Origin of the sequence: Psychromonas ingrahamii 37 (assembly GCF_000015285.1) — a bacterium.
Lineage (GTDB): Bacteria > Pseudomonadota > Gammaproteobacteria > Enterobacterales > Psychromonadaceae > Psychromonas > Psychromonas ingrahamii.
Genome location: NC_008709.1, coordinates 3,093,599 through 3,116,913 on the forward strand (window position 1 = coordinate 3,093,599; position 23,315 = coordinate 3,116,913).

The 23,315-nt window shown below is 43.0% G+C and carries 19 protein-coding genes; 8 read left to right on the top strand and 11 right to left on the bottom strand.

What is annotated here, in order from left to right:
• Positions 1-57: 57 nt before the first annotated feature.
• Complete coding sequence (locus tag PING_RS13025) at positions 58-597, bottom strand: REP-associated tyrosine transposase (RefSeq protein WP_011770811.1); 540 nt, start codon at positions 595-597, stop codon at positions 58-60.
• 448 nt (positions 598-1,045) lie between these two features.
• Here PING_RS13025 and PING_RS13030 point away from each other — a divergent pair, with 448 nt between their 5' ends.
• The 6 genes from PING_RS13030 (at position 1,046) to PING_RS13055 (ending at position 5,555) form a co-directional block, all read left to right on the top strand.
• Complete coding sequence (locus PING_RS13030) at positions 1,046-1,315, top strand: DUF3081 domain-containing protein (RefSeq protein ID WP_011770812.1); 270 nt, start codon at positions 1,046-1,048, stop codon at positions 1,313-1,315.
• Positions 1,316-1,702: 387 nt separating this feature from the next.
• Positions 1,703-1,972, top strand: coding sequence for a DUF3081 domain-containing protein (locus PING_RS13035; RefSeq protein WP_011770813.1), 270 nt, complete (start codon positions 1,703-1,705; stop codon positions 1,970-1,972).
• Positions 1,973-2,059: 87 nt separating this feature from the next.
• Positions 2,060-2,527, top strand: a complete 468-nt coding sequence (locus PING_RS13040) for a pyrimidine dimer DNA glycosylase/endonuclease V (protein WP_011770814.1) — start codon at positions 2,060-2,062, stop codon at positions 2,525-2,527.
• Positions 2,528-2,808: 281 nt separating this feature from the next.
• Positions 2,809-3,573 carry a bifunctional 2-polyprenyl-6-hydroxyphenol methylase/3-demethylubiquinol 3-O-methyltransferase UbiG gene (gene ubiG / locus PING_RS13045; protein WP_011770815.1) on the top strand — a complete coding sequence of 255 codons (765 nt, stop codon included), beginning with the start codon at positions 2,809-2,811 and terminating at the stop codon, positions 3,571-3,573.
• A 109-nt stretch (positions 3,574-3,682) separates the two neighbouring features.
• A complete protein-coding gene (gene hemH, locus PING_RS13050) occupies positions 3,683-4,705 on the top strand; it encodes a ferrochelatase (protein WP_011770816.1) in 1,023 nt (340 codons plus the stop codon).
• Between the two features lie 199 nt (positions 4,706-4,904).
• Entirely contained in the window at positions 4,905-5,555 is a 651-nt protein-coding gene (locus PING_RS13055) for a response regulator transcription factor (RefSeq protein ID WP_011770817.1), read from the top strand.
• A gap of 96 nt (positions 5,556-5,651) precedes the next feature.
• Here PING_RS13055 and PING_RS13060 read toward each other — a convergent pair whose 3' ends face one another.
• The 8 genes from PING_RS13060 to PING_RS13095 form a co-directional block, all read right to left on the bottom strand.
• Entirely contained in the window at positions 5,652-8,180 is a 2,529-nt protein-coding gene (locus tag PING_RS13060; protein ID WP_011770818.1) for a hybrid sensor histidine kinase/response regulator, read from the bottom strand.
• On the bottom strand, positions 8,173-9,321 hold the full coding sequence (gene nosP, locus PING_RS13065; RefSeq protein ID WP_011770819.1) for a nitric oxide-sensing protein NosP: 1,149 nt from the start codon (positions 9,319-9,321) through the stop codon (positions 8,173-8,175). Before nosP ends, PING_RS13060 begins: the two co-directional genes overlap by 8 nt.
• 253 nt (positions 9,322-9,574) lie before the next feature.
• A complete protein-coding gene (exaC, locus tag PING_RS13070) occupies positions 9,575-11,095 on the bottom strand; it encodes an acetaldehyde dehydrogenase ExaC (RefSeq protein WP_011770820.1) in 1,521 nt (506 codons plus the stop codon).
• 589 nt (positions 11,096-11,684) lie between these two features.
• Positions 11,685-12,629 carry a bifunctional Delta(1)-pyrroline-2-carboxylate/Delta(1)-piperideine-2-carboxylate reductase gene (lhpI, locus tag PING_RS13075; protein WP_011770821.1) on the bottom strand — a complete coding sequence of 315 codons (945 nt, stop codon included), beginning with the start codon at positions 12,627-12,629 and terminating at the stop codon, positions 11,685-11,687.
• A 216-nt stretch (positions 12,630-12,845) separates the two neighbouring features.
• A complete protein-coding gene (locus PING_RS13080) occupies positions 12,846-13,625 on the bottom strand; it encodes an acetoin reductase (protein ID WP_011770822.1) in 780 nt (259 codons plus the stop codon).
• Positions 13,626-13,685: 60 nt separating this feature from the next.
• Positions 13,686-15,497: a flavin-containing monooxygenase gene (locus PING_RS13085; RefSeq protein WP_011770823.1), complete on the bottom strand. Its 1,812-nt coding sequence runs from the start codon at positions 15,495-15,497 to the stop codon at positions 13,686-13,688.
• A gap of 561 nt (positions 15,498-16,058) precedes the next feature.
• Positions 16,059-16,268: a cold-shock protein gene (locus tag PING_RS13090; protein WP_011770824.1), complete on the bottom strand. Its 210-nt coding sequence runs from the start codon at positions 16,266-16,268 to the stop codon at positions 16,059-16,061.
• Positions 16,269-16,592: 324 nt separating this feature from the next.
• A complete protein-coding gene (locus PING_RS13095) occupies positions 16,593-17,195 on the bottom strand; it encodes a class I SAM-dependent DNA methyltransferase (RefSeq protein WP_011770825.1) in 603 nt (200 codons plus the stop codon).
• A gap of 634 nt (positions 17,196-17,829) precedes the next feature.
• Between PING_RS13095 and PING_RS13105 the strand changes: the two genes are divergently transcribed.
• Positions 17,830-19,629: an aminopeptidase P family protein gene (locus tag PING_RS13105; protein WP_011770826.1), complete on the top strand. Its 1,800-nt coding sequence runs from the start codon at positions 17,830-17,832 to the stop codon at positions 19,627-19,629.
• 499 nt (positions 19,630-20,128) lie between these two features.
• Here the strand turns inward: PING_RS13105 and PING_RS13110 are convergent, their stop codons facing one another.
• On the bottom strand, positions 20,129-20,983 hold the full coding sequence (locus tag PING_RS13110; protein ID WP_011770827.1) for a helix-turn-helix transcriptional regulator: 855 nt from the start codon (positions 20,981-20,983) through the stop codon (positions 20,129-20,131).
• A 659-nt stretch (positions 20,984-21,642) separates the two neighbouring features.
• On the opposite strand from PING_RS13110, the gene PING_RS13115 reads away from it, so the two are divergent.
• Positions 21,643-22,851 (top strand): sugar efflux transporter, encoded by a 1,209-nt coding sequence (locus tag PING_RS13115; RefSeq protein WP_011770828.1) that lies wholly within the window; start codon positions 21,643-21,645, stop codon positions 22,849-22,851.
• Positions 22,852-22,959: 108 nt separating this feature from the next.
• Here the strand turns inward: PING_RS13115 and PING_RS13120 are convergent, their stop codons facing one another.
• Positions 22,960-23,244, bottom strand: coding sequence for a hypothetical protein (locus tag PING_RS13120; protein WP_011770829.1), 285 nt, complete (start codon positions 23,242-23,244; stop codon positions 22,960-22,962).
• Positions 23,245-23,315 lie beyond the last annotated feature (71 nt).

Consider the following 23,315-nt stretch of genomic DNA (forward strand, 5'->3'; position numbering starts at 1 on the left):
ATGCACCCTACCAATAACATAAGCTGTAGGGTGCGCTATGCGCACCGATGACCTGCGTTATTCACCAAATCCATTATCAATCCCATCACCAGCCCAACTGTCATCATAAACACCCTGATGCAGATAGCGATGGTATGTCGAGTAAGGCCAATCGACGACATTATTCACATAACTATGCTTAACAGGGTTGTAATGCAGATAGTCCAGATGCTTTTCATAATCATCTTCATTACGGATTTGATGTTCCCAAAAACGGCGTTGCCAGATAGTCGATTCCCTGCGTTGCCGCTTGGATTTATTGAGTAACTCCTCATGTAACAGATCTGGCCCACATTGTTTGCTGACCGCTCGTTTTATCATTGCCCAACGCATACTGAAATTCGCATCACCCACCGGCAGCGTCCAGATACAGTGGAGATGGTCAGGCAGTAATACCCAGCCATTAATTTCAAAAGGATATATTGCTTGTACATCGCGAATGGCATTACGCAAGGCAAGCATCACCTTTTTATTACATAATATCTGCTGCCGTCGATAGGTCACCACAGTGAAAAAATAGGTGCCTCCTTTGATATCTGCACACCGATAATTAGCCATTATTTAAACTCCATCAAGAATAACTATTTATGGTGCATGAAATGCACCCTACCGATAAACATAGCTCATAGTGTGTGGGCTGATCGTCATTAACGGTGCATAAAATGCACCCTACAGATTGCATAATCCGTAAAACGCTACGCAACAATCATAACTTGCGGTGCATGGAATGCACCCTACCGATAACTATTCAGCTCGAAACTCGCAGCTAGAAAGCTCAAAGCCCTAAGCATGCGATGTCGGTAAGGTCGCCAAATAGTTGCCCATCAATTTTTCAGGATAATTAATCGATTGCTCGCTATTGCCTTGCAGCTCGTATTTAGGCACTGTAATAGTCAAGATTTACTATTAACCGGGCTTTCAAGCTTTGAGCGGATTGATTCAATGATTAGTCTCATCATTTTTCAAGAAATGATATCAGTGCTGAATGTCCAAGCAAGGGAGCGTTATGCATTTAGATCGAGAGGAAAAACAAAACCTGTTACACGTCTTTAATTTAATCACGACTAAAGGCCACAAGACTGAGAGTGTTTATGAGCTTTCAGGTATTCGTGCATCTTATGATTTCGATGGATATACCTGCTGGTTAGCCTATAGGGATTTAACTGTCACACTCATGTTTCACGGTTCGTATGATTTTGAGTATCAACATAAAGAGACGCTGGAGTTTTTTTTTAAAATGGTATCAAATTTATTGGCTGAAAAAGACAATTTATAAAAGCACACAATCTATTCGTTAATACAGGCTCGTATGGTGCGCACCGATTACCGCTGCTTGCGGTGCATAGAATGCACCCTACAAACTGACTTCGGGAATGACGGAGGGTTGTTATTTAAAAGTGCCGCGGTCCTATTACCCGTTTAGGAATGACGCCCCTATTACCCGTCATCCCCGAAGCGTTTTGTCGGGGAGTGATTTGAACGAAAGTAACAGTAAAGTCGCCAAATAGTTGCCCATCTACTTTTCAAATTGATCCTTCTTTCCTTGCAGCTCGTATTTAAGGCAATAGTTCATTATTAATAGGTTTTTTAATCTTTGAGATGATAATCTAATCAGTTTTTAAATAAATAATATTAATACTGAATGTTCAGAAAGGAGAGAGTTATGTCTTTAGATCGAATAAAAAAACAAAACATGTTAAAAGTATTTAATTTAGTCACCACTAAGGGCACTAGGACCGATGGCGTTTATGAGCTTTCAGGTATTCGTGCGTCTCAGGATTTCGACGGATATACCTGCTGGTTAGCCTATAAAGATTTGACTGTGACGATTATGTTCCATGGTAGACACGATTTTGACTATAAAGAAAAAGATACTCTAGACATTTTTTTTAACAGAATATCAGATTTATTGGCTGACCAAGATAAAGTATAAAAATACACAATCTATTAGTTAACACAGTGGACAGTAATGAGCTATTTTACTTAACGGCAATAGCGATGATTTAAGGTACAGGCGTCGATGAATATTTTCATTCTGGATAATGATATTGGAACATGTGCACAATATCATTGTGATCAGCACGTCATTAAAATGATTCTGGAAAGTGTTCAAATTCTTTGTACTGTATTGAATAAAAAAGGCTTTTCAACCCCTTATAAATCAACCCATGCTAATCACCCTTCTGTATTGTGGGCTGAAGCATCTTTTGATAATTTTTTGTGGCTGAGTGATTTAACCCTTGAGCTAAACAAAGAATACAAATATCGATATGATAAGCAAACAGATCATAAATCTATTGTGGTGCTCTCTGAAATATCTCAGTATTCATTTTTATCCATTGGATTAACCACTTTTCCCCAAGCCATGCCGGAACAATATAAAGTGGCTAACGATCCGGTATTGGCCTATAGAAATTTTTATCGGGGCGATAAAGCCAAATTTGCAAAGTGGACTAAACGTGCGCCACCGGAATGGTTTAAAGATTAAGCGCTTAAATACGCTGTTTATTTATAATGAACCTGAGCTTGGCTTAAGGAAAAACACTAGATCAGGTCATTCCGGCATTGTGTTGGCTGGAAGTGAGAAATAGTTTTCTGGCGCATAAGCCTTATCTTCGAGATCTTCGACTAGAACACCTCGAAGATGACGATGTGGATGGGTGAGGATGACTATGTTGAGATATGAAGATGACTATGTTGAAGTGAAAATAACAATATTGAACCTTATCCCGAATTCAGATTAATTAATAATCAAGGCAGGTTAATAATATGAGTGCAGCACCATCCAGAAATACCATCGATAAATCGGAAGTGGCTAAATTTGAAGCAATGTCCGCCGAGTGGTGGGATCCAACCGGAAAATTCAAACCCCTGCATATGCTCAATCCCACGCGGATCGAATATATTGTTGATCAGATAGCGACCAAGTTCAGTCGTGACCGCAATAGTCTGAAACCCTTCGAGGGTTTGCGATTCCTTGATATCGGCTGCGGTGGTGGTCTGTTAAGCGAGCCGATGGCACAGCTCGGTGCCGAGGTGGTTGGCGCCGATGCGGCCGCGCGGAATATCCCCGTTGCACAAATTCACGCTGAGAAATCGGGGCTAACAATTGATTATCGTCATACCATGGCCGAGGCTTTGGTGGATGAGGGTGAGCTGTTTGATGTGATCCTCAATATGGAAGTAATCGAACATGTTGCTTCACCGCAGGTCTTTCTTAATGCCTGCGCGGAGCTGTTAAAGCCCGGCGGATTAATGCTCTGTTCGACTATCAATCGCAATCCTAAAAGTTATATAGTGGCTATTATCGGGGCTGAACGGGTAATGCGCTGGCTGCCGATCGGCACACATGATTGGGCTAAGTTTATTACTCCTGACGAACTTTCCGTCATTACCAAAAAAGCCGGTCTTACGCAGTTAAATAAAAGAGGCTTTTCTTTTAACCCGCTTTTATGGCGCTGGTCAATTTCGCAGCGGGATCTGTCGGTCAATTATGTCACGGCGAGCATTAAACCGTTGACTGCAACCCCCTAGGCCATCAAAATGAGTGTCTTACAAATTCACTCAAAAAGTATTCTCAAATCACTGTCAATTCGTTACAGTGGCGTTTATTTCAATTCTATATGCTCAAAAGGAGCTTTGCGTGTCACGATTTTCAGGTATTACCGACAACCCTCATGAAGGGCGTTTTCATCAAAAAACCGGCATTTTACTTACCAACCTTGGTAGCCCGGACGCCGCCACTGCCAAAGCATTACGCATCTATCTAAGAGAGTTTTTATCTGATCGACGTATAGTTGAAATCCCGCGTTTACTCTGGATGATGATTTTACACGGCATTATACTTAGAACACGGCCTAAACGTTCTGCGAAACTCTATGAAAGTGTTTGGACCAAAGATGGTTCACCCTTAACCCATATGACGCGTGTTCAGAGCGATAAACTGAGTGCCTTTTTAAAAGAGAAAGGCTATGAAAATACCGAAGTGGTGATGGCCATGCGCTACGGTAATCCCTCCATTGAAGCGGGCCTGGAAGAATTACGTGAGAAGGGCTTTACTCGGATTGTGGTGTTTCCTTTGTACCCGCAATATTCAAGTCCCACGATAGGTTCAACCTTTGATGCTGTTGCTAAGGTTTTATGTAAATGGCGCTGGGTACCTGAGCTGCACTTTATTAATGGATACCACAAAAATGAATCCTACATCAATTCGTTAGCCAACAGTGTCAGTGAAGACTTAGAGGCCAACGGCATGCCGCAAAAATTAGTCTTCTCCTATCATGGTATGCCTAAACTGTTTTTAAAAAATGGCGATCCTTATCACTGCTTGTGTCTGCAAACGACACGTCTGGTGGTTGAAAAACTTGGCTTAGATAAGGAGCGCGTTGTCAGCACTTTCCAAAGTCGTTTTGGTAAAGCAGAATGGTTAAAGCCCTATACCGATGAAACCTTAAAAAGTTATCCGGGACGAGGTATTAAAGATATCGCGATTATCAGCCCTGCTTTTAGCGCCGATTGCTTAGAAACTCTGGAAGAGATTGAAGTTGAAAATCGCGAGATATTTAAGCACGCTGGCGGTGAAAAATACCGCTATATTCCCGCATTAAATGATCGGGATGATCATATTGAAGCCTTGTTTGATGTGTTAAAACCGAATTTAGGTTAGGAAGAGCAGCTATCAGCTATCAGCTATCAGCTATCGGCTGATGGCTGACAGCTGACGGCTGACCGCTCGCGGCTCGAGTCTGCATTAGCCGGAATAGGTTTAAAGGGCGTCAAACTTCACATGGTTTAAGTGCGCTTGCCGGTACGCGCAAAAAAGCTGTTAAAGTGATAGCGTTATTCACTACGCAGAGGCCAGTCGTATGTATAAAATTTTAATTGCAGATGATCATCCTTTGTTTAGAGATGCGATTGCCAATATTATTGCTGAAAGCTTTAAGGCATCGACCATCGAGCAGACGGAAGATATTGACTCGACTCTTGAATTTGTTAAAGATAATGATGATCTTGACCTGATTCTTTTAGATCTGAATATGCCGGGTATGTCCGGTCTGCAGGGATTATTAGCGCTGCGTAATGAGTGCCCGACAATACCTGTGGTGATTATTTCAGCAGAACGGGATAAACAGACAATACTGCAGACACTCTCCTACGGTGCAGTCGGCTTTATTGCTAAATCTTCTTCTAAAACGTGTATTGTTGAAGCCCTTGAAAGTGTTTTTGCGGGTAATGTCTGCCTGCCGGCTGATATTATGCGTTTGCCGGAAATCCCAAAACCGAATAATGAATTTGTTGTTTTACCGGAAAAAATTGCATCGCTCACACGCCGCGAACTGATGGTATTAAAAAACCTTTCTCAGGGAGAAGCCAATAAACAGATTGCTGTTAATCTGTTTATTTCAGAGGCAACAGTTAAAAGCCATGTTTCCTCCATTCTGAAAAAACTGGGCGCTTCTAACCGCGTTAAAGTAGTACTCGGTTGCGCTGATATAGATTTTAGTCAGCACATGTAAAGCTTGAAGGCAGGATGGCTATAAGGCCGACAGCTAACGGCTGACAGCCAACAACCGACCACCGACAGCTAACAGCCGACCGCCAACAACCGATTCCTATTTCTTATTTAACAAATACAACATAGTTGTTTTTAATTTTATTGCCCTGACGGGTTTATGTAATAACAATAAACCGTGTTCTTTAATTTCTTTTTGTAATGATTTGTTGTAATTAGCGGTGATCATTAATACCGGTAATGGCGTGCTGCGTAAGTGATTAATCTGCTCTGCAACGTCCAGGCCGTTAATGCCGTCATCAAGATGGTAATCAACGATTAAAATATTCGCATGGTCATTGCCAATATCCACCTGCGCTTGTAAATCTGCAAGGCTTGCTGCGGTGATAATGGTACAGTCCCAGGTTTCGAGCAACTGTTTCATTGCCGCGCAAATATTAAAATCGTTATCAACCAACCAAACGGTGCGCCCGGCTAACTCTGTCTTGGTTAATGCCTGATTAAGCTGCGCCGCAGGCTGGGGTAAATCAGTCTTATCAGCCAGCGGTACTGTTACTGAAAACAGTGAACCTTTTCCCAGTGTCGAGGAGACCTTAACCGGATGTTCAAGTACCTTGGATATTTTATCAACAATGGCCAGACCCAGACCTAAACCGTTGGTGAATGCGCTGCGTGATGATTTCAGACGTTTAAATTCTTTAAATATTTCAGTCTGCTGATCCTGCGCGATACCTGCGCCGTTGTCCCATACTTCGATGCAGAGTTTATTATCCACACGCCGGCAACCGAGTAGCACTTTTCCTTTGTCAGTATATCTGAAGGCATTGGATAAAAAATTACGCAGGATGCGGGCCAATAAAAAACTGTCGCTGTGCACTAGGCTGTCACAGCTAACATAGCGCAACTGCACACCGTAAAGGCCACTTTGCTGCTGGTACTCTCGCGCTAAGTTATCCAATAAATCGGAAAGCTTAAAATTACATTTATCCGCTTTCACCACACCCGCATCTAATTTGGAAATATCAACCAGTGTGCAGATCAGGTTTTCTAAATCATCAAGTGAGCTACTGACTGAGTTAATTAAAGGGGCTAATTGAGCATCAACAGTCTTTTCAACAATTGAGCTGGTAAACAGCTGGGCAGCATTAAGCGGTTGCAGTAAATCGTGACTGACGGCCGCAAGAAATTTTGTTTTAGAAAAATTAGCTTGTTCAGCTTCGCGTGTGGCAGCCTGTAGGTCAGTTTGTACCCGGCGGCGTTCTTCAACTTCATTAAGCAATTTTTGGTTAAGGCTCGAAAGCTGCGAAGTACGCTCAACAACCCTCCTTTCCAGCTGATCATGGGCTTTCTGCAGGGCTAATGCATTTATCCTGCGCTCGGTAATATTGCGAATTAAAACAAAAAATCCCAGTACAACGCCGTTGCCGTCAAGGTTTGGGACATAGGATTTAAGCAGATAATTAGGTTCACCGGTGCGGTTTAGTTCTCTACTTTCAAAAATGACACTTTCACCCTTTAGGGCGCGCTGAACAAAAGGCTTAATCTGCTTATAATTAAGGCTTTTATCCAGCTCAGTAATATCCAAACCCCGCGAAGTGCTGCCGTACCAGTCAATATAAACCTGATTGGTAAATTCAAACTTAAGATCAGCACCGATATAAGCAATCATCGCCGGTACGTTATCTGTTATCAGGCGCAGCCGGCGCTCATTTTCCTGCAGAGATTGTTGATTGCGGTGGCGCTCGGTAATATCGGTGTAGGTTATGATGGTTTTTCCATCATGAAGCTGGTGAACTCTTATTTCCAGTACGGTTCCACCTTGTAAGGTCTGCACATAAAAATCACTGCCCAAACGCGGATGGGTGGGCAGTTCCAACTCGGTCAGGGCCTGCAAATCCCGCAAACCGATATTAGCGTGCAGCTGCTGCGTCGCTAACTGACTCAGTTGTACAAAACGGCTGTTCCAGACTTCAATCTGCTTTTCACTGCTCAGCAGCACCACACCCTGAGATAAATTATCCACCAGACTATGAAGCTGTACGGATTTCTGCGCCATTGCCTGTTCGTAACGTACTGTTTCAGCTTTTTTTAATGCGCTGATATCCGTATAAAGCAATACCCTTCCACCTTCGACAGTAGGACGTTCGTTAAGCTGAAACCAGCGTCCGTCGGATAACTGAAAAACCGGTTTTAGCAGCTGGCCATCATTATTAGTGTTTTTTTGATGATCTTTTTTTTCGGTTAGCGCTTTAAGATTAAGCACAGTTTCTGAGGGCAGATTTGATGTCTGCAGAAAGGCTTCAAAATTGCTGTTCTGAAGAATAATTTGTCCGTCACAGTCTAATAAAACGAAGGCTTCAGAAAGGCTTTCGATGGCATCGGTAAAGCGCTGTTGAAAGGTTTTTAATTGCCGGTTGCGGCGTTCCAGCTGTGACAGGGTTTCACCCAGTGTTTGAGTTTTTTCCCTGACCTGTTCGGCTAAATGTACTGAATGCTCAAAAGCGGCATAGGGTGCCGACTGATTACCACCCTCTTCCACGCGCTGCATCAATGCCTCATTAATTTTCAGGAGTTTGGCATTATCATATTTCAGGCGTTTATTTTCATCGCTAAGCTGCATCTCATTCATTCGAGCCTCCCGCGATATAAACACCGGTAAAGGTTTGATTAAGATGAATGCCGTTAATATGTTCACCATAAGTATTAAAACCGGCTATTTTGTATTGACTGTTTAATGCCTGTACCTGCGTGTTTAAATTTTTATGCTCAATTTCCAGACGCCTTAAAACACAGTCGCAGGCAAGTACCAGCTCCGGTTTGCCGTAACGCTCTGAAATATCTGTAAGCTTAGCGGATAAGGAATCCAGAATATCGTCCATCTCTACCGCTGTCAGTACAATGCCGACGTCAACAGCGCAGTAAAAGGTTAAACTTAAATCGGCTTCATTGACCTTCTGAATAGAGCGGATGTAATACTGACCGCCCACTTTTACTGCCAGCGGATTAAGCGAAAAAACCGTCGGACAAAGATCTTTAACCTCAAGGTTTAATAAGCGCGCATATTCGAGAGCTGCAGGCTCAGCATTGAGCTCGTATACGGTGCGTCTTGGCGCATCAACTTTAGTCACCACCAACTTTTCTGTGGCCCGCTTTATATGATGACAGTTGAAGACTTCAAAGGGGCAGATAGTATTGACCATAATAACAACAGCCGCTTGCTGATAAAACTGACCGTCGTAATAGACATGGGTATTGCTGAGATGATCATCACCACCTGCAGAGCCGCCAAAGTGGGGAATGCCCGCGGCGGCTGAATTTAACGACGCTAAAAAGTGCTCTTCTTCAAAGGACAGTCCGTCAAGTAAGGTCAGTAAAAAGGTGTTATTTTTAATGGTAGTTAATGCTTTTGAGGTGCATTTTTCGCTGAGTCTGTTAATGGTTTTTTGTGCATCAAGCAGATCAAATCCGGACATTGACTTAATTAACTCTGCGCTGATAGCAAAATACTTTGATGAGAATCCGATCGCGACAATCGAATGTTCCTGATCACCTGCAGAGCTTATTTCGCCTGCCGTGGTGCAGCCGACAACTTTGATATTGGCAAATAAAGCCTGGATCGATAATGCTATCGCGGGTAATGAATAGACTGAGGAGCAGTAAAAGAGAATAAAACCAAGATCGCCATGATTAAGCTGCTGATGTATCTCTTCACTGGCCTGTTGTGGGGAGCTTAAGCTGCTGAGTGCAGTAATGGTTTTAATCTTAGTCATGTTTTTTCCCGGTTTTTGAGAAGATCTTTCAAAAACGTTAATTGTAAAATATTGAGGTAAAACTATAACAAATATGGTCTATGGGAAACGAGACGGAGGACGGGAATGCGAGCTTCGAGTGGCAAGATTTGAGCTTCGAGTTGCGAGTGTCAAGCTGAGAGCCTTCAGCTTTCAGCCTTCGGGCGTTGAGCTTCGGGCTGAGAGCAGAGAGCAGAGAGCAGAAAGCTGCCCACCACTCGCGACTGGTTACTAGTTAAAACAGACCCATCGGTGATGTGCTGTAGCTTACTAATAAGTTTTTAGTCTGCTGGTAATGATCGAGCATCATCTTATGTGTTTCACGGCCGATGCCGGATTTTTTATATCCACCGAAAGCTGAATGCGCTGGGTATAAATGGTAACAGTTAGTCCATACTCGTCCGGCCTGAATGCCTCGGCCCATTCGATGTGCAAGGTTGGCATCTCGTGTCCAAACTCCTGCGCCTAAACCGAAAATACTGTCGTTGGCAATTGCCAGAGCTTCTGCTTCATCTTTAAAGGTGGTTACCGCGATAACTGGTCCGAATATTTCTTCCTGGAAAATCCGCATAGAGTTATCACCCTGCATAATGGTCGGCTGGATGTAAAAACCACTATTAAGTGTGCCATCAAGGACTTCTTTACCACCACCGGTCAGTACTTTAGCCCCTTCTGTTACGCCTATATCCAGATAACTTATGATTTTATCAAACTGCTGCTCTGATGTCTGAGCACCCACCATAGTGTTGCTGTCCAGTGGATTTCCGCGAACAATCTTTTTCGCTTTTTCAATGACTTTTACCATAAACTCATCGAAAATGTCTTCCTGAACCAACGCACGGGAAGGACAAGTACAGACTTCTCCCTGGTTAAAGAATCCCAGTACAAAACCTTCCGCACATTTATCCAGATAATCATCTTCATGTTGAGTGATATCACCGAAAAATATATTTGGACATTTGCCACCAAGCTCAACGGTAGAGGGGATCATATTCTCTGCAGCGCATTTTAGAATATGCTCACCAACGGGTGTTGAACCGGTAAAGGCTATTTTAGCAATACGTTTGCTGGTCGCTAAGGCTTCGCCAGCTTCTTTACCGTAGCCATTAACAATATTTAACACACCAGCCGGCAGCAGATCAGCAATTAATTCCATCAGCAATAAAATACTGACGGGTGTTTGTTCTGCAGGTTTAAGCACTACACAGTTACCAGCAGCTAAGGCAGGTGCCAGTTTCCATGAAGCCATTAAGATCGGGAAATTCCATGGAATAATTTGGCCGACAACACCAAGAGGTTCATGAAAATGATAAGCAACAGTATCGTTATCTATCTGTGACAAGGTACCTTCCTGTGCACGAATACAGCCGGCATAATAACGAAAGTGATCGGAACTTAAAGGCAGGTCGGCCCCCATTGTTTCACGAACCGATTTACCGTTATCCCAAGTTTCAGCAACAGCAAGAAGTTCAAGGTTGGCATCCATACGATCGGCTATTTTCAGTAAGATATTGGCACGATCCTGCACGGAAGTCTGTCCCCAGGCATCTTTGGCTGCATGTGCGGCATCAATGGCTAAGTCGATATCTTCAGCGCTCGAACGCGGAATCTGACAGATGACTTCGCCTGTTACGGGTGTCGTATTATTAAAATAATTACCTTTCACAGGGGCAACCCATTCTCCGCCGATAAAGTTTTCATATTTTTCTTTAAATGTAACGACAGAACCTTCACTGCCTGGATTTGAATAGATCATAATGAACCTCTTATAGTCGGCCGATAAATTACCTGCCTGTTGTTTGTCTTTAGTCGGATGTGTTTTACGAGAGTTATAATAACGCTATCAAGGCAGATACCACCATCCGCCATTGGCATGAAAAAAATCATACTTTAGGATGAGATACGGGAAAATAAGAGATGATTTTACAGCCCCTGGTGCTTTATTAATGCCATAAAAAATTTTTAAGAAAGGGGCTTAGAGCGCCACCTTAAAACAGTAAATTATTTATTTATAAAGATTTGGTGCGCAACATCAGCTAATACGTTTGATATTAATAAATGCAGCCGAGCGTGGAATTTTTTTATCAGTGATCGAGAGAGAATGTAAACACTCTGTTCAATAGAGTGAATCAACATGACAAATTAATTAATGGAATGGGTTTTATGTTATCGGTAGGGTGCGCTCTGCGCACCGCAAGCAGTGTAAATCGGTGCGCAGAGCACACCCTACGGGCTGTTACATCGCCAATATATTGCACAAGTCAGGCAATTAAATTCAATAATTTAGCCAATTTTTCATTTAAATATTATGTACATATAATTGGATCGTTACTCAGCTTAAGATATTAGTTAGTCAATTTTTCTACGACTAAACAAGCCGCCGCTAAATCTGACAGCGCGGTACCGACGGTTTTAAAGACAGTGATTTCTTCTTCTGTTTGGCGTCCTTTATGTTGACCTCTGGCAAGTTCGGCCAATTCAGCTTTGACATCATCCTTACTGAACACCCCTTCCTCAATAGGTATTAATAACTCTCCTGCTTCACTTAGGACGTTAACACGGCTATCAACAAAAACACTGGCTTTGGTGATTAAATCAGTATCACATTCGCGGCGGTTTGGCGAATGATTGCCAACAAAGTCCGTGTGTGTGCCCGGTTTTACCCATTCACCTAAAATTAATGGCTCACCGGCACCCGTCGCACAGCTGATAATATCAGCTTGACCTGCCGCATGTTCAAGATCTGTGATGGCTGCAACGCTGATGTCTGGTCGTTGCATGCGTATTTGCTCGGCCACTTTTTCAGCTTTATCGATGCTGCGCCCCCAAATATCTATCTGCGTAATGGGTCGCACAGTCGCGTGCGCTAATGCCATGTACGCAGCTAGATTACCTGCACCACAAACTAATAAACGACTGGCATTTTTACGTGACAGATACTGACTGCCCAGAGCTGAAACTGCCGCTGTTCGCCAATAAGTGACACTGGATCCGTCAACGAGGGCTAAGGGCTCCCCGGTTTCACGCTTAAACATTAAAATCTTTGAATATAAGCGATCCAAGCCCTTCGGGCCATTTTCAGGAAAATGGGTAAAGGCTTTAACGCCAATCGCTTTGCTGTTCCAAGCCGGTAATACGGCAAATCCATCACTGTGGTCGCTGTCTTCTTCCAAACTAAATACATTACGTTGCGGCATACCGTGAGTGCCTGCAAATGTTTCTTCTATTGCCGGGATCAATTCTTCAAAATTCATTGCCTGATGAACTTCAGACGCTTCAATTACATGCATTTTATGGCTTCCTTTGATAAATAATTATTTTACAACTATTTGATAGGGTATACCTTGTCGATGCTGAAGTGAATAAAGCGGTATAAAAACTGAGTATCGAAAGCCAGAAAGCCGAAGGCTCGAAAGCTCAAAGCCGAAAGCTCGAAGCTCGCCTTCCCGCCTTCTAGCCCTAACGCCTTAAAGCCCTAAAGGTCGGGGAGGATCTAAAGGACAAAATCAGCGGTACAACAAGCCGCCATCGATTAAGGGTGACTGGCCCGTCATATAATCGGAATCCGGGCCCGCCAGAAAGGATACAAAGCCAGCAACATCTTCCGGTGTTTCGGCGCGCCCAAGCGCGATGCCCTCGACGTATTGCTTGTATGTACTGCCCACTTCGGCACCAGTGATATCAGACATACGCTGGTCGATATCGACCCACATATCGGTGCCAACCACACCGGGACAATACGCATTGACGGTAATGCCATCGGCTGCGAGTTCCTTGGCAGCCGCTTGCGTCAAGGCACGCACGGCGAACTTGGTGGATGAATAGACTCCCAGCATTGCGAAGCCATCATGGCCGGCAATTGAACATGCATTAATGATCTTGCCATGCCGCTTCAAGGCTTTTAGTTTTTTGGCTGCGGCCTGAATGCCCCACAGCGTACCTTGTACATTGACCTGAAAGATCTGATCAATTTGTTCCGGTGTAACATCAAGCAACGGCGCTACTTGCGCAATGCCGGCATTATTGACCATGATATCAAAACCGCCCAGTTCGCTGCTCGCATAATTGACCGCCTCCAGCATCTCCTGCTGCTGTCCAACGTCGGCAACAAACACCACCGCCTTGCGGCCCAATGCAGTAATCTCTTTAGCCACACTATTTATCTTGTCACGCTGCAGATCGACTAATGCAATGTCAGCCCCATCCTTAGCTAAGCGCAGCGCGATGGCGCGCCCTATCCCCTGACCCGCGCCAGTGACAAGTGCCACTTTTCCTGAAATGCTCATGTGAATTCCTTTTTTTATGGTGTAAATGCCCGCCATCAACGCTGGCGGGCTGGAAAGTTATCAGCCTATGTGATGGACTTCTTGCAGACCATAGACAGGCGTTTCTACTCCCTCCATCCGCGCCTTGAGTTGCAGGGCCAGATACAATGAATAGTGGCGCGACTGGTGCAGATTACCGCCGTGAAGCCACAAATTATCCTGCTGGGTTGGCTTCCACATATTACGCTCCTCACCCTCCCATGGGCCGGGATCTTTGAGAGTATCGGATCCCAGTCCCCAGACTTTTCCAATCTTATCGGCAACTTCCTGACTGATCAAATCCGCAGCCCATCCATTCATGGAGCCGTAGCCGGTAGCCAGCACCACAAGATCTGCTTCAAGCTTAGTGCCGTCTTTGAGCACCACGCCATCTGCAACAAATTCCTGCATCTGCCCCTGTACCAGTTTTATCTTACGGTCGATGATCAGTTGGCTTGCACCAACATCAATATAGTAGCCTGACCCGCGGCGCAGGTATTTTAGGAACATACCTGAATCATCATCGCCAAAGTCAAGCTTGAAACCCGCATCCTCAAGCCCCCTGTAAAAATCTGCGTCACGTTCGCGCATTTGGTTAGTCAGAGGGGTTTGGAATTCTGGCATGATCCGGTAGGGGAGCGACGCAAAGATCATATCTGCCTTTTCCGTCGTAATGCCATTTTTCACCGCCTGCTCACTGTAAAGCCCGCCGAGGCCAATATCCATCAGCGTGTCGGACTTCACTATATGGGTCGAGGAGCGCTGCACCATAGTGACATCCGCGCCATTTTCCCACAGGGCGGCACAGATATCGTGAGCAGAGTTGTTGGATCCGATGATCACACATTTTTTGCCTTCCCAAGCATCTGCACTGCGGTGTTGCGATGAATGCTGGATTGTGCCTTTGAAGGTATCCTGATCGGGGAATGTCGGCATATTCGGCTTGCCGGACATACCGGTCGCCAGCACCAATTGCTCGGGTTGCAGGGTCACTTTTTCACCGTCACGGTCGACCTCGACGGTCCACTTACCATTCTTCTTATCATAGCTGGAAGAAGTGACCTCAGACTTAGTCCAGTAGTTCAGCTCCATCACCTTTGTATACATCTCAAGCCAATCGCCTATCTTGTCCTTAGGAGCGAAGACTGGCCAGTTTTCCGGAAACTTGATATAGGGCAAATGATCATACCAGACTGGATCATGCAGACAGAGCGACTTGTAACGATGACGCCAACTGTCCCCGGCGCGGTCGTTCTTTTCCACTATAATAGTTGGCACACCCAACTGCCGCAGCCGCGCACCCAGTGCGATACCACCCTGCCCGCCACCGATGATAACGGTATGGGGCTGTTTATCATACCCTAGCGTCTCCGACTCGTGCTCACGCCGTTCTTTCCAGCTGAGACGGTTTTTCGCTGCGCCATGTTCGGCCCCTTTTGGGCGGGTATCGCCTTTTTGTTCCTCATAGCCTTTTAATTCATGCAAAGCGGTCAAGAGAGTCCAAATTTTTCCTTCTTTTAAGCGGATCAGGCCCCAACCACGGCCCTGCGCAGTCTCGAAGGTGATCCACGCGGTCGTCACACCCCCCTCCTCTGTTGGAGTTTCCCCCTCCTGCAATTTAAAGTTCGAGGGGTTTGCCTGCGACAACTGGCTTTTCAGCATGTCCTGCACACCCGCTGGGCCTTCAACCGTTTTTAAGTTCCAAGTAAAGGCCACCAGATCGCGCCAGTAACTGTCATCCAGGAACATTACCGCCGCACGGTTCACCTCACGGGCAGCCAATGCGCTGCCAAAATCATTCAGAAAGTGCTGCGTCCGGTCCGCAATGGTTGTGTCGAGCATGTCTAAAGCCATTTTTTCTCTCCTTTTTTTGTTATCAATACATAATCAAGTAAAAATAAAGGTAAAACGTAATTTTTAAGCTAAGTGCAACAACGGTAACAGTTTTTAAGTCACCATTAAGTGATTAAAAGCATTTTACGAGAAGTACTTTAACCTTAGACAGGCAGATGCCGCCATACCCCATCCGCATGAAAAAACTCATACTTTAGGATGAGCTACGAGAGGGCGAGCTAAGAGCTATGATAAGGCTATAGGGCTGAAGGCGAGTCGCGAGCAACGAGCTGCGAGAAACTCGAAGCTCGCTTTTCCCTGCGCAAGAATGCACACTACCGAGAATACCAAACGCATTAATAAAGTGTCAGATTTGCAATTCAAATTCATCGTGACGGCTTTGCCAGTGTAATTTTTCCTTTGAAGCCAGTGATCATAAACTTAATGGTTTTGGTATCAATTGAATTGGTTGGATTGGTTGACACCTTTAAAATAAGCAAAAAAAAATGGCAAACCCGTAAAGGTTTACCATTTTTTTAATATTTAATCAGCTCCGCATGGGAGCTAAAATATCACAGCAAATTAAAGTGCTACGATACTGTCTGCTTGCGGGCCTTTTTGACCTTGGCTTACAGTGAATTCTACTTTTTGGCCTTCAGCTAAGGTTTTGAAACCTTCGCTTGCAATAGCGCTGAAATGAGCGAATACATCAGGACCAGATGCTTGCTCGATAAAACCAAAACCTTTAGCTTCGTTGAACCACTTAACGGTTCCTTGTTCTTTAGTAGACATAATAATATCCTGTAATTTTAATGTAGGGTGCCTTCAAAAGGCTTGAATAGCGTAAAAACAGACTGGAACTTAAAGACTACAGAGCGAGGTATTATTAATATAACAACGTAATGGAGAATGTAAAAAAAAGGCTTTCTTTCTTGCTGACGCCCACACTATAGAATTTAAAATAAAAGTCAAGGCGACTAAGACAAACGCTCAGATTAAGTCAATTTAGCGGCACTTTTAAATGACGAATGTAAATGTCTAAGAAGCTCGCTTTCGCCTCTCTTGCTAAAGGCGAAAGCAAAATAAAGGTTGGAGGCGAAAGAAAAGTAAACGGCATTATTTTTTGGTCGCAATAACCAAAAATACCGGGAATTTATTGCCTTCTTTTAAAACAGTGTGCGCGGTGTGAAAACAGATATCCTCAAAGCCGTATTTTTCTAACAAAGTCTGAAATTCATCTCGTTCAAAACCAAAATGAAAAACACCTTCAGTATCGATCGGATGAAAATCTCCGTCTTCTTTGTCAAGATCAGCCAAGGCCACCATTGCGCCGGGCTTTAAATGCTCGCTAAACCGCTGAATAAGTTTATCGGCATCCTCGACATGATGCATTGCCATCGCACTCATTATCAAATCAAACTTTGTATCGACAGGTTTATCTAAAATATTTTGACAAAGTACCTCGACTTTGCCCTGTAACTCAGGTTTTGACAAAAGTTGACTTAACATGGATTCAGAAATATCCAATGCAAGAATTTTTTGTACCGAGGGGGCGACGTGAGAACTTATCAAGCCAGTACCTGCACCAAAATCCATTACCTCCATCTTTGTATGAAGCGGTACGTGTTTTAGAATGGCTGCACCGATAGCTGTCGAAAGCTGACGCCTAAAGTCATTTGCATCCCAATCTTTGGCTTTTTCATTAAAAAGATCTGTCATTAGATAGCTCCATTTTGATAAAATTTATGATGTTTTTCATCCTTTATATTATACCCAAGCTACTTCAAAATGCAGATTCAGAGCTTCGCCCGGATACTAGAACAAAGCGTAACATGATGAGAATGGCATTCCCTTTTCAAATGTTGCAACACAGTGCTAGCTTTCAGGCAAAACTCCTTGAGGGCAATGCGATAAACGATGATCTTCGTTGTTAGAATGTTTTGATTTAGAATGACTAGATCATCAACCTTCTGCCTAGAACCTCATCATTTATCGACTTGCTGATTCCTGCATTTTGAAGTTGTTTGGGTATAGGTAACTGTCGTTGAAGATTTAAAGTCTGAATCTGATTGATATTAATTGCCACCCTCAATAAAAACAATCTCTTTTTTTGATTAAACTTTATTTTTCAGTTGCTCTTTAAACAAATATCCAAGGGATTAGTCTTTGAATTGACAGCACTTCATATCAAGCACTTGCGCTAATAAATGGTTGCAAATGCTGAAGCAAACGAAACAACTTGATTGACTAAAAGTATATCCATTCTTCCTAGCAACTCTTGTATATCTAAAGCCAAACAGGTTAGAGTCTTATTATTAGCTAGTATTATCCTTTAAAATAAACGGAGCCTAACTTGCCTCAAACAATCGCACAAAAACTGACAACAATCCGCGCGCACATGGAAGAGGCCAATTTAGATGCCTTTATTATTCCCCGTGCCGACGAATACCTCGGTGAACATATTCCCGAACATAACCAACGCCTATTATGGTGTAGTAGCTTCAGTGGTTCAGCGGGCACTGTTATTATTTTAAAAGACCGTGCAGCGATTTTTGTTGATGGCCGTTATACTATTCAAGTTAAGCAACAGGTCAATACTGAGTTATTTGAATTTTATGATCTGCATGAAACCCCGCATATAGCCTGGTTAAGTCAGCAATTACCGGTGCAAGCCAATGTTGGGTATGATCCCAAAGTCCACAACCTGAACTGGCACAATGCCAGTGTTAATACGCTGTCTAAACAGCACATAAATCTGCTTGCGGTCCAAGAAAATTTAGTCGACCTGAGTTGGTCGGGGAGGCCGCTACCCACAACTAATATAGGATTACTGCTGGATGAACAATATACCGGCCAGCCAAGTTTAGAAAAACGCCAACAAATTGGTGCTGATATTGCGAAAAAAGGGGCTGATGCAGTGATCATTAATGCCTTAGATTCTATTGCCTGGTTATTAAATATTCGCGGTAAAGACATCCACTGCTTCTGCGTGATCTTAGGCTCGGCTATCTTATATAAAGATGGTTCTCTCACGTTTTTAACTAACCCGGCCAAGATCCCTGCCGGTTTCCACGACCATGTAGGCGCAGGCGTCGACATTATTGATGAGTCACAATCGACAGCAACCTACCAAGCATTAGGCGAACAAAAACTCCAGGTACTCGCTGATCCAGAAACCTGCAATGCATTTTTTCAACTTACCGCACAACAAGCAGGTGCGACATTAATCGCCGGCGATGATCCGGTCGCATTACCAAAAGCCTGTAAAAATATCACTGAACTCGCGGGTATGCGCGCGGCACATATTCGTGATGGCGCCTCAGAAGTACGTTTTCTCGCGTGGTTAGCAGCAGAAGTTGCCGCCGAGTGTTTGCATGATGAAATCACTTTGTCGAATAAACTAGCCAGTTTCCGAGCCAGTAATGAACATTTTGTGGAACTGAGTTTTGATACAATTTCAGCCGCAGGTGCTAACGCTGCGATGTGCCATTACAACCCTGCCAATGGCGTACCGGCAGTACTTGCGATGGATAGTATTTACCTGTTTGATTCTGGCGGCCAATACCTTGACGGGACCACGGATATTACCCGCACTGTCGCGATTGGTACACCGAGTGCTGAACATAAAAAAATGTTTACCTTAGTGCTAAAAGGTCACATATCCCTCGCGCAAATGAAATTCCCAATGGGCACTAATGGTGGCCAACTCGATTCACTGGCTCGTCAGTTTTTATGGCAGGAAGGTTATGATTATGAGCATGGTACAGGGCATGGTGTGGGGAGTTTTTTAAACGTCCATGAAGGCCCGCAGCGTATAGGTAAAAAGAATAGCGCAGTGCCCTTAATGCCGGGAATGATCGTCTCCAATGAGCCGGGTTATTATAAACAAGATGAATATGGTATTCGTTGTGAAAATCTCGTTTCCGTGGTTAACAAAGATAATGGCCATGACGGGAAAACATTCTATGAGTTTGAAACCTTAACCTTGGTTCCTTTTGATTTGCATCTTATTGATCAAAAACTATTAAACCCAAATGAAGTCAACTGGCTTAATAATTACCACCAGCAAGTCTTTAACACTTTATCCCCGCTGTTAGCGGACAGTGATTTACAGTGGTTATCACAAGCAACCCGCGTCATTAAATTAAACTAAATTAAGGCCTAAACCATTGGTACAACAAGGTGTGAGTTCTATTCGATCGTTATTCTCACTTCACAAAATCGTCTGGAACGATTTTGAACAGCTTCAGCTGGCCACGAAGGGTGAATAACAGGACGTTATGAATACAAAATCGTATGGAACGATTTTGAACAGCTTCAGCTGGCCACGAAATGGTGAATAACAGGATGTTATGAATAAAAGATTGTATGGAAAAATTTTAATAGCAAACGCATTAATTAAGTGATCAGCGCGTAGGGTGTGCTCTGCGCACCGATTTACGCCACTTTCGGTGCGCGAAGCGCACCCTACCGATAACATAATACCCATTCCAATAATTAATTTGTCATGTCGATTCAATCTCTTGAACAGCGTGTTTATAACAAACGTATTAATAAAGTGATCAGATTTACTCTGCAAATTCATCCTAGCGGCTTTGTAAGCATAAATTTTGCCTTTGAAGCAAATGATCATAAACTTAATGCTTTTGATATCAAGCAAACAGTAAACGAAACTGCTTAGGTGTCATCTGTTTGCACTGCTTAAACTGGCGGTTAAAATTCGATAAATTAGTAAAACCGACCAGGTCTGCAATAACGGCAATACTGGTATTACCGTTAATCAAAAGTTCACAGGCTTTGCCTATCCTAAATTCTTTAACATGATTCGAAAAGCTGCAGACAAAATGACGCTCAAAAAGTCGATAAATAGTGCTTTCACTAACATGTACCTCATTACATAAATCAATAACTTGAATATGATTACGAAAATTTAATTCAATATAATCAGATATTTTTCGTACCAGTTTTAACTCTTTTGGATTATCTTCTATCTTTGGCAAGCTATAAGTATTTAAACGTTTTACCTGTTTTGCTTCACTTAAAATAACCAGCACTTCAATTAAACGGCTAAATCCCATCGCAGGCGTAAAAGCTTGATGCGCTTGTAAAAGCTGAAATACCCGTTCAGCGGTCAATTCGTCAAACTGTAACCCTTGAATTGAGCGACTTAATAAAGATTTTAAATTATTAAGCTCAGGAAACTGATTAATAAGTTGGTTTATCCATTGCTGGCTGAACCATAGGATATAAGTGCTGTTATTTGGGTTATCAGTATTCCCTTGGTGGATCGCTGTGTGGGGCAGTTTAGGGCCAAAAACAAACAGGTTATTATGGATTATTTCACCAATATAGTCACCGGCAAACAACTTTCCGTTTAAATGGCGGTATAGTACAATTTCATATTCAAAATGATAATGCCAGTCAAACTGTGCATCACAACAATCATAGCGTTGGATTCGCCAGCTAAAATCTCGCTGATTACTGACGTTTTCAATGGTTGGTTTCAATATAAGTACCTTTTTGTCATGTAAATCATCACATATGGCCGGATAGTATCAGAATAAGCCTAAAAAGAATCACTTATTCTGTTTGAAATTGCTAAATTACGCTCAGAAACCACTCAATAACCAAGGTACACACTATGTTCTTTAGCAAACAATCAATCACCTATTATATTTGAGACTGTTAAATCACCCTCAGAAAACACTCAATGACCAAGGCGCACACTATGTTCTTTAGCAAAAAAATCAATCATTTATTGTATTTGAAATTGTCAAATTGCGCTCGGAAACCGCTGAATAACCAAGGCGTGCACTATGTTCTTTAGTAAACAATCGATCACCTATTATATTTGAGACTGTTAAATTACGCTTAGAAACCACTCAATAACCAAGGCGCACACTATGTTCTTTAGCAAAAAAATCAATTACTTATTGTATTTTAAATTATCAAATTGCGCTCGGAAGCCACTCAATGACCAAGGCGCACACTATGTTCTTTAGTAAACAATCGATCACCTATTATATTTGAGACTGTTAAATTACGCTTAGAAACCACTCAATAACCAAGGCGCACACTATGTTCTTTAGCAAAAAAATCAATTACTTATTGTATTTTAAATTATCAAATTGCGCTCGGAAGCCACTCAATGACCAAGGTGCACACTATGTTCTTTAGTAAACAATCAATCACCTATTTATTGACCTGTTTTTTTATCGGGCTAAGTACCGCGTTTATTTATCCCCTATTAAGTCTTTATCTGATTGAAGAAGTTCATGCCACCCCGATCAGCATGGGTATTTTAATTACCTGCATGGTGTTAAGTGGCGTATTGGTCTCGCAATATATAGCAAAAAAATCAGATCAGGGCTTAAGTCGCAAGTATATTATTTTAGCAGGACAAGTCGGGTTTATTATCACTACGATTTTTTTGGCAATGAGTCAGCACTATTACACGCTATTATTTGCGGTTGTTTTTTTTATGCCCTTCAGTGCGGCTTGTTTACCACAAATTTTCAGCATGGGACGTCATTTTGCAGATAAACAGCTTGCTGATAAAGCGACTGTATTTATGACCATGATGCGTGCAACCATGTCGATGTCTTGGGTGATTGGGCCACCCGTAGCCTTTTTAATCAATGATGCTTTCGGGTTTAAACAAACCTTTCTGCTGGCAGGATTTTTTGCTGTGGTCGTCTTAATTATTGTTTGTGTGGGGATATCTAATGTGCAGATTGAAAAGGTCAAGTCTGCTCCAAAAAATGTGAATTGGTCAAAGATATCTGGCGTTTTATTCTTTTTGATCTGTATCTTTTTTATCTTTACTGCCAACAATATGTACATTACATCAATCAGCCTTTATATCACTCAAGCGTTAGATTTTGATTCTAAATGGGTGGGTTACCTGATGGGCACGGCGGCCTTTGTGGAAATTCCAATAATGTTAGGCGCAGGCTATCTTGCGCCAAGGTTCGGTGCAACGCGACTGATCAATATTGCGATTATTAGCGGCCTGCTATTTTTTGCGGGTTTGCTGGTTGCAGAGCAGCTCTGGCAGTTTATATTGCTGCAGCTGTTTAACGGTGTTTTTATTGGTATCAATGCCAGTTTAGGCATGCTGGTTGTACAGGATATGATGAAAAAGCAGATAGGGTTAGCCTCAACATTGTTTAATAACAGCCTCCTACTGAGCGTTTTATTAAGCAGCCTTCTCGTGGGGGGAATCGCACAATATTTCAGTTATTATGCGGTATTTGTTGTCTCCGCCCTATTTTGTTTAATTGCCCTGTTTTTTATGCGGTTAGCAGAAAGGCAATGCTTGTCTGTAAAGCCTGAAGGCTTAACGCCTGAAGGCCTTAAAGCCGGAACGATGTAAAGCCGGAACGCTGGAACGCCTTATGGCAGCTGACAGCTGACAGCTAACGGCCCTATAACCTTCGCGCCTTCTAGCCTTAGTACCTTCTTGCCTTAGGGCTTTCATGCTTTAGGACTCATTAATCGCTTTAATCAGCTCAGCAGTTCTTCGGGCTGATGGCGTAAATAAGTTAGACCATCCCCGCCCGTTTATATACTCAATAACTTGCTCAAGACGGGGGTTTTCTTTGTTATTTTCTAAATCAATGCCGTCTTTCACCTCCTCTTTTAAAAGCGCCTTAGTCACAGTTAATATAATCAAATCATGCTCAATGGCTTCGGTAATACGATTAAGCGTTGCGCTGCTGATTTTTTCCTTCAACTCAACACGGTTTGTTGCTGCTGCTTCAGTCATAATCTAATCCTTATTTTAGGTTGTTTAGGCCTTAGTGCTTTAACGCCTTATGGCAGCTGATGCCTGACAGC